This is a genomic window from Solimonas fluminis, from assembly GCF_002930645.1.
Classification (GTDB): Bacteria; Pseudomonadota; Gammaproteobacteria; order Nevskiales; family Nevskiaceae; genus Solimonas_A; species Solimonas_A fluminis.
Map to the genome: position 1 here is coordinate 154425 of NZ_PSNW01000008.1, position 11635 is coordinate 166059.

Here is an 11635-nt window from a genome sequence, read left to right on the forward strand (position 1 = left end):
GCAATGATGACGCGTGACGAGCAGATCAAGGCCCTTGAGAAGGATTGGGCGACCAACCCCCGCTGGAAGCTGGTGAAGCGCGGCTACTCGGCCGCCGACGTCGTCCGCCTGCGCGGCAGCGTTGCCATCGATCACACCCTGGCCAAGCGCGGCGCCGAGAAGCTGTGGAAGCTGATCAATGGCGAAGCCAAGAAGGGCTACGTCAACGCCTTCGGCGCGATCACCGCCGGCCAGGCGATGCAGCAGGCCAAGGCTGGCCTGGAAGCCGTGTACCTGTCCGGCTGGCAGGTTGCCGCCGACGGCAACACCTCCGAAACCATGTACCCGGACCAGTCGCTGTACGCGTACGACTCCGTGCCGACCATGGTTCGCCGCATCAACAACACCTTCACCCGCGCCGACGAGATCCAGTGGAGCCGCGGCATCGGCCCCGGCGACAAGGGCTTCATCGACTACTTCCTGCCGATCGTGGCTGACGCCGAGGCCGGCTTCGGCGGCGTGCTGAACGCCTTCGAGCTGATGAAGAACATGATCATCTCCGGCGCCGCCGGCGTGCACTTCGAAGACCAGCTGGCCGCCGCCAAGAAGTGCGGCCACATGGGCGGCAAGGTGCTCGTCCCGACGCAGGAAGCCGTCGAGAAGCTGATCGCTGCCCGCTTCGCCGCCGACGTGCTGGGCGTGCCGACCATCGTGCTGGCCCGTACGGACGCCGAGGCTGCCAACCTGATCACCTCCGACTACCACCCGAACGACAAGCCGTTCCTCACCGGCGAGCGCACGCAGGAAGGCTTCTTCCGCGTCAAGAACGGCCTGGAGCAGGCCATCAGCCGCGGCGTCGCGTACGCGCCGTATGCGGACCTGGTCTGGTGCGAGACCGGCGTGCCGGACATCGGCTTCGCCCGCGAGTTCGCGCAGGCCGTGCACAAGGAGTGCCCGGGCAAGCTGCTGAGCTACAACTGCTCGCCGTCGTTCAACTGGAAGAAGAACCTGGACGACAAGCAGATCGCCAAGTTCCAGCAGGACCTGTCGGACCTGGGCTACAAGTACCAGTTCATCACGCTGGCCGGCATCCACATCAACTGGTACAACACCTTCCAGTTCGCGCACGCCTACGCCCGCGGCGAAGGCATGAAGCACTACGTGAACATGGTGCAGGAGCCGGAGTTCGCCGCTCGCGAGCAGGGCTACACCTTCGTGTCGCACCAGCAGGAAGTCGGCACCGGCTACTTCGACGACGTCACCACCGTGATCCAGGGCGGCTCGTCCAGCGTCAAGGCCCTGTCCGGTTCGACGGAAGAAGAGCAGTTCCATTAAAGCAGCGAACAGCGCGGAGGGGGCCCACGAAGTGGGAATCCTTGGCGTCGTGAGTCTGCGGTTGTAACCCAGGAAGGGTCGCCTAAACAGCGACCCTTCTTTTTTTGGATACGGCTGAAGGCGAAAGCCTGCCGTAGCGAATGGCGGCCCGTACTCCGAAAAGGCCGCTGATGAAGCGGTCTTTTGCGTATCTGCCGCAGATCACAGCCGTCACGAATTTGAGCAGTCGCGCTGCTTCATCGCGCACCTCGATAGGCGACGCTCCGCGGCGCTACTCGGTGTGAGCAGGTTGGAATTGCGGCGGCAGGCTTAACTCGCCGTCTGCTCCATCCACCAGGCCTCTTCGCCGAAGGCGAGGCCCTCCGCGTCCATCGCTTGCCCGCGCCGCAGGCCTTCTCCGCTCAAGGCCAACCGCAGTCCCGACGCGGCGTTGAGATAGCCCAGCCCGTTGACCGGCGCTCCCTCAGTGGCACGGCGCACACGCAAGCCGCGCATCAGCGAGAAGTCGATGCCCAGGCCGCGCTGCTTGAGCCAGGCCTCCTTCTGCGTCCACATACGGTAGAAGGCCGCGAGCTGCTGCTCCGGCGGCAGCGCGGCCAGCAGGGCCTGCTCCTCGTCACTGCAGCACTGGCGCGCCAGCGGGGCGACCTTGCGTGGGCGCGTGACGGTTTCGAGATCAATGCCGATGGCCGAGGTGGACACCACACAGGCCATCCAGTCGCCGCTGTGCGAGAGCCCAACGTGCAGGGCAGGGTCCGGCCCACGGAGAAGGCGCGGCGGCGTGTGGGGGATGGCGCCCAGTTCCCAGTGGCCCGGCGAACCGCCGCGCTGTTCGATCAGCAGGCGCCGCGCCAGCCAGCGTGCGGCGACGAACTGCTCGCGCCGCGCCGCCGCCTTGAAGCTGCCGAGCCGCTCGCGCTCCTCGCTGCCGAGGAAGTCCAGCCCCGCCGCCTGTGCCTCGGCCCAGATGGGCGCGTAGCGGGCCAGCCGCAGGGCCAGGATCATCGGTGCGGATGCCTCAGGCGGGCTTGAGCGAATCGAACAGCGCCAGGTATTCCTGGGTGATGCGGTGGCCGCGGTCGAAGTGGATCAGCGGCTTGTGCTGCTCGTGCGATTCCTTGACCTTGATCGAGCTGCCGATGGCGCAGTCCAGGATCGGCTTGCCTTCGGCCCGCAGCTCCTCGACCAGGCGGGAGGGCAGCCTGGAGCGCGACTGGAACTGGTTGACGACGATGCCCTCGATCTCCAGGTCCTCGTTGTGGTCGGCGCGGATCTCCTGGATGTTGTCCAGCAGGGTGTAGAGCGCCTGGCGCGCGAACTCGTCGCAGTCGAAGGGGATCAGCACGCGGTCGGCGGCGATCAGCGCCGAGCGGGAATAGAAGTTCAGCGCCGGCGGCGTGTCGATGAAGACCGCATCGTAGCCCTTCAGTTTCTTCAGCGCATCGCGCAGCTTGTAGATCTTCTGCTTGGACTCCAGCTTGACGGCCAGCTCGTCCAGGCGCGGCGAGGCGGCGATCACGTCGAGGTTGTCGAAGGCGGTGCCGCTGGCATAGCTGACGAAGGCCGGCGGCGTCAGCGAGAACGACAGGGACGCCTCGAAGAAATCCGCGATCGTGCGGTCCGGCTGCAGCGGTGCGCTGCCGGTGAGGTACTGCGTGGCGTTGCCCTGGGTGTCGAGGTCGATCACCAGGGTGCGCAGGCCGCGGCTGGCGGCGATGGCGGCGAGGTTGCAGACGATCGTGGTCTTGCCCACGCCGCCTTTCTGGTTGAAGACAACGCGCTTGGTCATGGCTCTGGTTCGGCTCGGGAGGGGAGAGTGTGGCGGCGTTCAGTTTAAGGGATAGCGGGGAGCAAAAGCCGCGCCACGGCGTTTTTCGTGCACCGTCAGGAGGCAGAAACCAGTGTTTTCGACGGCACCGTTCTTGCTGAATTCCCCCTGTCAAGGCCGGCGCACGATCGGGCTTGCAGCGGCGTGCGCCGGCTCCTCCACTTGATCCAAAAGGGGCCTGGGCGATGAGCGAGCAGAAAGGTGGCGTCAGCTACCAGTCGGTAGACAGCAGTTACTTCGAGAAGCGCGGCCTGCGGCGATATGCCGGCGTGGCGTCGCTGTGGGCACTGGGCGTGGGGGCAGTGATCTCCGGCCATTTCTCCGGCTGGAACTTCGGCCTGGGCGCGGCAGGCTGGGGCGGCATGCTGATCGCGACGGTGCTGATCGCGATCATGTACCTGGGCCTGACCTTCTCCATCGCCGAGATGAGCCCGGCACTGCCGCATACCGGTGCAGCATATTCCTTCTCGCGCGCCACGATGGGGCCCTGGGGTGGATTCATCACCGGCCTCTGCGAGAACGTGGAGTACGTCATCACGCCGGCGGTCGTGGTGTTCTTCATCAGTTCCTACCTCGGCTCCATCTTCGGAACGCCCGAGGCCTTCCAGCCGGTGTACTGGATCTTCTGCTACGTCATCTTCGTGGGGCTCAACGTCGTCGGCGTCGAGCTGTCCTTCAAGGTGACGCTGGTGGTGACGCTGGCAGCGCTGGCCTGCCTGCTGGCGTTCTGGGTCAGCGCGATTCCCAACATGGACTTCTCGCGCTGGGCGCTCAACATCGGCGTGGGACTCGACGGCAAGCCGGTGGAACTGCCCGAGGGCGGCGGCAGCTGGCTGCCCTTCGGCATCATGGGCGCCCTGGCGGCGATGCCCTTCGCGGTCTGGCTGTTCCTGGCGATCGAGCAGCTGCCGCTGGCCGCCGAGGAGTCGATGGACCCGAAGCGCGACATGCCCAAGGGCATCATCCTCGGCATGTGCACGCTGATCGTCTCGGCCTTCATGATCCTGCTGCTGAACTCCTCGGTGGCCAACGGCGCCTTCGCGCTGTCCACCTCGGGCGAGCCGCTGCTGGACGGCTTCAAGGCGATCTACGGTGACGGCATCGCCAAGCTGCTGGCGCTGGTGGCGGTGATCGGCCTGATCGCCAGCTTCCACACGATCATCTATGCGCAGGGCCGGCAGATCTACTCGCTGTCGCGCGCCGGCTACTTCCCGCGGCCGCTGTCGATCACCCATGGCACCCGCAAGACGCCGTACGCGGCGATGATCGCCGGAGCGGCGGTGGCCCTGGCGGTGATGCTGGCGATCTGGTTCGGCGCCGAGAACAGCGCCACGCTGATCGGCGGCACGCTGCTGAACATGGCGGTGTTCGGGGCGATGATCTCCTACATCATGCAGGCGGCTTCGTTCATCCTGCTGCGGCGCAGGTTCCCGGGCATCCCGCGCCCGTACAGGAGCCCCTTCGGCATTCCGGGCGCGGTGCTGACCATCGGCCTGGCGCTGGTGACGATCTGGTTCCAGCTGGCGGACCCGGTCTACCGCGCCGGCGTGATCGGCGTGGCGATCTGGTTCGCCGTGGGCATCGCCTATTTCGCGGTGATCGGCCGGCACAAGCTGGTGCTGTCGCCGGAAGAGGAGTTCGCGATGTCCGGCGGCACCGCCGAGTACAAGACCGACGACGCCATCGTTCCGGTCAAGGCCGAAGCCTAGGGTCTCCGGCCGGTGGAAACGAAGAAGGGGCGCCTCGGCGCCCCTTCTTCGTTTCCGCGTCCGCTTCAGGACCTCGCCATCTGCCGCAGCATGTAGTTCAGTACGCCGCCGTGCTCGTAGTACTCCCATTCCTTGGGCGTGTTGATGCGCACGCGGGCCTTGAAGCTGACCGTCTTGCCGTCGGACTTCCTGGCCGTGACGTCGACGCTGCCGGCGCCGCGGGTGAGACCGTCGATGTCGAAGATCTCGGTGCCGTCCAGGCCCAGGGAGGCGGCGTTCTGGCCGTCGACGAAGTTCAGCGGCAGCACGCCCATGCCGACGAGATTGGCGCGGTGGATGCGCTCGAAGGACTCCGAGATCACCGCCTTCACGCCCAGCAGGATCGTGCCCTTGGCCGCCCAGTCGCGCGAGGAGCCGGTGCCGTACTCCTTGCCGGCCAGCACGACCTGCGGGGTGCCGTCGGCGATGTGCTTCATCGCCACATCGTAGATCGGCTCGACCGGGCCGATGCTGCCGTCCTTGCCGATGTACTTCGAAACGCCGCCTTCCACCCCCGGCGTCATCGCGTTCTTGATGCGGGTGTTGGCGAAGGTGCCGCGCATCATGATCTCGTGGTTGCCGCGGCGCGAGCCGAAGCTGTTGAAGTCGGCCTTCTTCACGCCGTGGGCTTCCAGGTACTTGCCCGCGGGGCCGTCCTTCTTGATGTCGCCGGCCGGGGAGATGTGGTCGGTGGTGATGGAATCCCCCAGCACCGCCAGCGCGCGCGCGCCACGGATCGTCGGGATGCCCGGCGGGGTCATCGTCATGCCGGTGAAGTACGGCGGGTTCTGGACGTAGGTGCTTTTCGCATCCCAGGGGTAGGTCTCCGAGCGGGCCACCTTGATGCCCTGCCAGCGGGCGTCGCCCTTGAGCACGTCGGCGTAGCTGGACTTGAACAGCTCGCTGGTGACGGCCTGGGCGACGGTCGCCTGGATCTCGGCGTTGGAGGGCCAGATGTCCTTGAGGAAGACGTCCTTGCCGTCCTTGCCCTTGCCGATCGGCTCGCTGGTGAGATCGATGTCGGTGCTGCCGGCGATGGCGTAGGCCACGACCAGCGGCGGCGAGGCCAGGTAGTTCATGCGCACGTCCTGGTGGACGCGGCCCTCGAAGTTGCGGTTGCCGGAGAGCACGGCCGAGACGCTCAGGGTGTTGTCCTGGATCGCCTTGCCCAGCGGTTCGTTCAGCGGGCCGGAGTTGCCGATGCAGGTGGTGCAGCCGTAGGCGGTGACGTAGAAGCCCAGGTGCTCGAGGTCTTCGATCAGGCCGGCCTTCTCCAGGTACTTGGTGACGGCCAGCGAGCCGGGAGCCAGCGAGGTCTTGACCCAGGGCCGCGACGTGAGCCCCAGCGCGCGGGCCTTGCGGGCCAGCAGGCCGGCGCCGATCAGCACGTTGGGATTGGAGGTGTTGGTGCAGGACGTGATGGCGGCGATCATCACGGCGCCGTCCTTGAGTTCGAAGGTCCTGCCCTGATCGGTGACCGTGGCCGGGCCCTTGGAGGGGCGCAGTTTCTGCTCGGCCTCGAAGGCCTTGCGGTAGTTGGCCTTGACGTCGGACAGCAGCACGCGGTCCTGCGGGCGCTTGGGGCCGGCCAGGCTTGGCTTGATGCTGCCGAGGTCCAGGTGCAGCACCTCGGTGTACTCGGCTTCCGGCGCGTCCGGGGTCCACCACATGCCCTGGGCCTGGGCGTAGGCCTTGACCACCGCGATGCGCTCCTCGCTGCGGCCGGTGAGGCGCAGGTAGCTCAGGGTTTCCTCGTCGATCGGGAAGATGCCGCAGGTGGCGCCGTACTCGGGGGCCATGTTGCCGATGGTGTTGCGGTCCGAGGCCGAGAGGTTGGCCAGGCCAGGGCCGAAGAACTCCACGAACTTTTCGACCACGCCGCGCTTGCGCAGCATCTCGGTGACGGTCAGCACCAGGTCGGTGGCGGTGGAGCCTTCCGCCAGCTTGCCGGTGACGCGCACGCCGATGACATCCGGGATCAGCATGGACGACGGCTGGCCAAGCATGGCGGCCTCGGCCTCGATGCCGCCGACGCCCCAGCCCAGTACGCCGATGCCGTTCACCATGGTGGTATGGCTGTCGGTACCGAAGCAGCTGTCGGGGTAGAGCAGGCCTTCGGCGTTCTCGAAGATGACGCGGGCCAGGTATTCGATGTTGACCTGGTGGACGATGCCGGTGTCGGGCGGCACGGCCTTGAAGTTCTTCAGCGCTTCCTGGCCCCAGCGCAGGAAGGTGTAGCGCTCCTCGTTGCGCTGGAATTCGACCTTGGCGTTCAGGTCCAGAGCGTCGCGCGAGCCGTAGTGGTCGATCATCACGGAGTGGTCGATGACCAGTTCCACCGGGCACAGCGGATTGACCTTGGCCGCGTCGCCGCCCAGCTTCCGGATCGCGTCGCGCATGGCGGCGAGGTCGACCACGCAGGGCACGCCGGTGAAATCCTGCAGGACCACGCGGGCCGGGGTGAAGTTGATGTCCTTGGCCGGCAGCTTGCGGAAATCGGCGCCGGCCAGGGCCTCGATGTCCGCCTTCGTCGTGTTCAGCCCATCCTCGTGGCGCAGCAGGTTCTCCAGCAGCACCTTGATGGAGTAGGGCAGGCGGGTCAGGCTGTAGCGGGGTTCCAGCGCCTTGAGGCTGTAGTAAGAGTAGGTCCTGGAACCTACGGTCAGGCTGGCTTTGCTCTTGAAGCTGTCCGTCATGGCTGGTTTCCCGGTTTGGCTACCCGTGCATGCCGACAGGGGCAGCGGTGGCTGGAGGGGGGAGGTCCGTAGGACCTCGCCGGCCCCGGCCGGTTCCCGCCGGGGCAAGCCGGACGAGGGTAACAAAAAAGCCCGCCGGCGGTTGCCGGCGGGCCTGGGTTGCAGCGTACCGCCGGGGCCTTAGGCCGCCACCGACTTCGCGGTCTCCACGTACTCCTCGATCTGGTCGAAGTTCATGTACTTGTAGATCTTGTCCGCGTTCTTGGTGATCACGCCGGTCTCCGCCAGGTACTCCTCGCGCGTCGGCAGGCGGCCGAGCTTGGAGGCCACCGCCGCGAGTTCCGCCGAGCCGAGGAACACGTTGGTGTTCTTGCCTAGGCGGTTCGGGAAGTTGCGGGTGGAGGTCGAGATCGCCGTGGCGCCTTCCTTCATCTGCGCCTGGTTGCCCATGCACAGCGAGCAGCCCGGCATCTCGGTGCGCGCGCCGGCCGTGCCGAAGGTGTTGTAGATGCCTTCCTTGGTCAGCTCGGCGGCGTCCATCTTGGTCGGCGGGGCGACCCACAGGCGGACCGGGATGTCCTTCTTGCCTTCCAGCAGCTTGCCGGCGGCGCGGAAGTGGCCGATGTTGGTCATGCACGAGCCGATGAAGGCCTCGTCGATCTTGGTGCCGGCGACTTCGGACAGGAACTTGGCGTCATCCGGGTCGTTGGGGCAGCAGACGATCGGTTCCTGGATGTCGGCCAGGTCGATGTCGATGACCGCGGCGTACTCGGCGTCCTTGTCGGCTTCCAGCAGCTGCGGGTTGGCCAGCCAGGCTTCCATCGCCTTGATGCGGCGCTCCAGCGTGCGCGCATCCTTGTAGCCATCGGCGATCATGTTCTTCATCAGCACGATGTTCGAGTTCATGTACTCGATGATCGGCTCCTTGTTGAGCTTGATCGTGCAGCCGGCGGCGGAGCGCTCGGCCGAGGCGTCGGACAGCTCGAAGGCCTGTTCGACCTTGAGGTTCGGCAGGCCCTCGATCTCCAGCACGCGACCGGAGAAGATGTTCTTCTTGCCGGCCTTGGCGACCGTCAGCAGGCCGGCCTTGATGGCGTAGAGGGGAATCGCATGCACCAGGTCACGCAGCGTGACGCCCGGCTGCATCTCGCCCTTGAAGCGGACGAGCACGGACTCCGGCATGTCCAGCGGCATCACGCCGGTGGCGGCGGCGAAGGCGACCAGGCCGGAGCCGGCCGGGAAGGAGATGCCGATCGGGAAGCGGGTGTGCGAGTCGCCGCCGGTGCCGACGGTGTCCGGCAGCAGCAGGCGATTGAGCCAGGAGTGGATCACGCCGTCGCCCGGCCGCAGCGCGACGCCGCCGCGGTTGGAGATGAACGCCGGCAGCTCGCGGTGGGTCTTGACGTCGACCGGCTTCGGATAGGCCGCGGTATGGCAGAAGGACTGCATCACCAGGTCGGCGGAGAAGCCGAGGCAGGCGAGGTCCTTGAGTTCGTCGCGGGTCATCGGGCCCGTGGTGTCCTGCGAGCCGACCGTGGTCATCTTGGGTTCGCAGTAGGTGCCCGGGCGCATGCCCTTGCCTTCCGGCAGGCCGCAGGCGCGGCCGACCATCTTCTGCGCCAGCGAGTAGCCCTTGCCGGTGTCCTTGGGAGTCTGCGGCAGGCGGAACAGCGTCGAGGCGGGCAGGCCGAGCAGCTCACGGGCCTTGCCGGTCAGCGAGCGGCCGATGATCAGGTTGATGCGGCCGCCGGCGCGCACTTCATCCAGCAGCACCTGGCTCTTGAGCTCGAAATTGGCGGCAACGGCGCCGTTCTTCTCGATCTTGCCCTCGTAGGGGAAGATGTCGATGACGTCGCCCATCTCGAACTTGGAGACGTCGACCTCGATCGGCAGCGAGCCGGAGTCTTCCTGGGTGTTGAAGAAGATCGGCGCGATCTTGCCGCCGAGGGTAACGCCGCCGAAGCGCTTGTTCGGCACGAAGGGGATATCCTCGCCCGTGGCCCAGATCACGCTGTTGGTGGCGGACTTGCGCGAGGAGCCGGTGCCGACGACGTCGCCGACGTAGGCGACGATGTGGCCCTTCTTCTTGAGATCCTCGATGTACTGGATCGGGCCGCGCTTGCCGTCTTCTTCCGGCTTGAAGGCCGCGTCGGAGCGCGTCATCTTCAGCATGGCGAGGTAGTGCAGGGGGATGTCGGGGCGGCTCCAGGCATCCGGCGCCGGCGACAGGTCGTCGGTGTTGGTTTCGCCAGGCACCTTGAACACGGTGACGGTGATCTTCTTGGCGACTTCCGGACGGCTGGTGAACCACTCGGCGTCGGCCCAGGACTGGATCACGGCCTTGGCGTTGGCATTGCCGTTCTTGGCGAGTTCGGCCACGTCGTGGAAGAAGTCGAACATCAGCAGCGTCTTCTTCAGCGCCTCGGCGGCCACGGCGCCGACTTCGGCGTCCGGCAGCAGGTCGATCAGCGGCTTGACGTTGTAGCCGCCGACCATGGTGCCGAGCAGCTCGGTGGCCTTGGCACGCGAGATCAGGCCGCACTTCACTTCGCCGTCGGCCACCGCGGTCAGGAACGAGGCCTTGACCTTGGCGGCATCGTCCACGCCCGGCGGAACGCGGTGGGTCAGCAGGTCGAGCAGGAAAGCCTCTTCGCCCGCCGGCGGGTTCTTGATCAGTTCGATCACTTCGGCGGTCTGCTGGGCAGACAGCGGCAGCGGCGGAATACCGAGGGCAGCGCGCTCGGCAGCGTGTTGGCGATAGGCTTGCAGCATGGTGTTTGGCGGTCCGATGGTGAGAAGGCGGAGGGCTACGGGCGCCACGCCAACCCGCGATCCTGGAAGCAGAAGCTATCGGGCCGGCGCAGTGCGTCTCGCATTATATCACCGTCGGGCCTTGCGTCGGACCGCCCGGGCGGGGCAAAACGTCCCATCCCCCGGTTCAGGCGGCATCCGGGGAATTGGCCGGCAGGGCGGCACGGATTTCGCCGCCGCCCAGGCACTCCGCACCATCGTAGAGCACGCAGAACTGGCCGGGCACGACCGCACGCTGGGGCTGCCCGAAACTCACTTTCAGGCCGCCGTCGGCCTGTTCCTCCACCCGGCAGTCCTGCAGGGCCTGGCGGTGGCGGATGCGGGCCTGCAGCCGGGGCGGCAGCGCCGCGGGCCGCCGGATCCAGTGGAAGCGTTCCGTCAGCAGGGCGGGGCTCATCAGGCCCGGGTGCTGCGGGTCCTGGGAGACCCGCAGGCTGTTGGTGGCGGGATCCTTGGCCACGACGTACCAGGGGCCCTCGGCGGCGCCCCGGCGTCCGCCGATCTGCAGGCCGCGGCGCTGGCCGATGGTGTAGTACATCAGGCCCTGGTGCTGCCCGGCGAGGTGGCCGGCGTCGTCGAGCATGGGGCCGGGGTTGGGCTTCAGGTAGTTCGACAGGAATGCCCGGAATTCACGCTCGCCGATGAAGCAGATGCCGGTGGAGTCCTTCTTGCGGTGCACCGGCAGGCCGGCGGCCTGGGCGATCTCCCGCACCTGCGGCTTGGTCAGCCCGCCCACCGGGAACAGCACCCGGTCCAGGTGCTCGCGGGCCACGGCGGCCAGGAAGTAGGTCTGGTCCTTGTCCTCGGTCACCGAACGCAGCAGGCGGGCCCCGTCAGCGCCGTGCTCGATGCGCGCGTAGTGGCCGGTGGCGATCCAGTCGGCTCCCAGGCGCAGGGCGTACTCACGGAAGGGCTGGAACTTGACCTCGCGGTTGCACAGCACGTCGGGGTTCGGCGTCTTGCCGGCCTCGTAGTCGGCCAGGAAACGGGCGAACACGCGATCGCGGTACTCGCTGGAGAAATCCACGCGGTGCAGGGGAATGTCCAGTTCCTCGCAGACGGCGCGGGCATCCTGGTAGTCCTGCGCGCTGCTGCAGTAGCCCTCTTCGTCCTCGGTCCAGTTGACCATGAACAGGCCGCTGACGCGGTAGCCCTGTTCCTTCAGCAGGTAGGCCGAGACGGAGGAGTCGACTCCCCCGGAGAGGCCGACGACGACATGCTCTCTGGACACGGCAGCG

Annotated in this window: 7 protein-coding genes; 2 read left to right on the top strand and 5 right to left on the bottom strand. The window is 66.9% G+C overall.

Going from position 1 to position 11635, the window contains the following annotated elements:
- Positions 1-6: 6 nt before the first annotated feature.
- The gene (aceA, locus tag C3942_RS15120) at positions 7-1314 is read left to right on the top strand and encodes an isocitrate lyase (protein ID WP_104231263.1); all 1308 of its coding nucleotides are present in this window, start codon (positions 7-9) and stop codon (positions 1312-1314) included.
- A gap of 309 nt (positions 1315-1623) precedes the next feature.
- Here aceA and C3942_RS15125 read toward each other — a convergent pair whose 3' ends face one another.
- Complete coding sequence (locus C3942_RS15125) at positions 1624-2319, bottom strand: 4'-phosphopantetheinyl transferase family protein (RefSeq protein WP_104231188.1); 696 nt, start codon at positions 2317-2319, stop codon at positions 1624-1626.
- A 13-nt stretch (positions 2320-2332) separates the two neighbouring features.
- Complete coding sequence (locus C3942_RS15130; protein ID WP_104231189.1) at positions 2333-3103, bottom strand: ParA family protein; 771 nt, start codon at positions 3101-3103, stop codon at positions 2333-2335.
- A 224-nt stretch (positions 3104-3327) separates the two neighbouring features.
- Between C3942_RS15130 and C3942_RS15135 the strand changes: the two genes are divergently transcribed.
- The gene (locus tag C3942_RS15135; protein ID WP_104231190.1) at positions 3328-4851 is read left to right on the top strand and encodes an amino acid permease; all 1524 of its coding nucleotides are present in this window, start codon (positions 3328-3330) and stop codon (positions 4849-4851) included.
- 65 nt (positions 4852-4916) lie between these two features.
- Here the strand turns inward: C3942_RS15135 and acnA are convergent, their stop codons facing one another.
- The 3 genes from acnA to mnmA form a co-directional block, all read right to left on the bottom strand.
- A complete protein-coding gene (gene acnA / locus C3942_RS15140; protein WP_104231191.1) occupies positions 4917-7586 on the bottom strand; it encodes an aconitate hydratase AcnA in 2670 nt (889 codons plus the stop codon).
- Positions 7587-7766: 180 nt separating this feature from the next.
- The gene (gene acnB / locus C3942_RS15145; protein WP_104231192.1) at positions 7767-10358 is read right to left on the bottom strand and encodes a bifunctional aconitate hydratase 2/2-methylisocitrate dehydratase; all 2592 of its coding nucleotides are present in this window, start codon (positions 10356-10358) and stop codon (positions 7767-7769) included.
- Positions 10359-10524: 166 nt separating this feature from the next.
- Entirely contained in the window at positions 10525-11628 is a 1104-nt protein-coding gene (mnmA, locus tag C3942_RS15150) for a tRNA 2-thiouridine(34) synthase MnmA (RefSeq protein ID WP_104231193.1), read from the bottom strand.
- Positions 11629-11635 lie beyond the last annotated feature (7 nt).

Excerpts from the sequence above, each read along its gene's own strand:
- aceA (WP_104231263.1), top strand. The coding sequence starts at position 7 with ATGACGCGTGACGAGCAGATCAAGGCCCTTGAGAAGGATTGGGCGACC.
- C3942_RS15125 (WP_104231188.1), bottom strand. The coding sequence starts at position 2,319 with ATGATCCTGGCCCTGCGGCTGGCCCGCTACGCGCCCATCTGGGCCGAG.
- C3942_RS15130 (WP_104231189.1), bottom strand. The coding sequence starts at position 3,103 with ATGACCAAGCGCGTTGTCTTCAACCAGAAAGGCGGCGTGGGCAAGACC.
- C3942_RS15135 (WP_104231190.1), top strand. The coding sequence starts at position 3,328 with ATGAGCGAGCAGAAAGGTGGCGTCAGCTACCAGTCGGTAGACAGCAGT.
- acnA (WP_104231191.1), bottom strand. The coding sequence starts at position 7,586 with ATGACGGACAGCTTCAAGAGCAAAGCCAGCCTGACCGTAGGTTCCAGG.
- acnB (WP_104231192.1), bottom strand. The coding sequence starts at position 10,358 with ATGCTGCAAGCCTATCGCCAACACGCTGCCGAGCGCGCTGCCCTCGGT.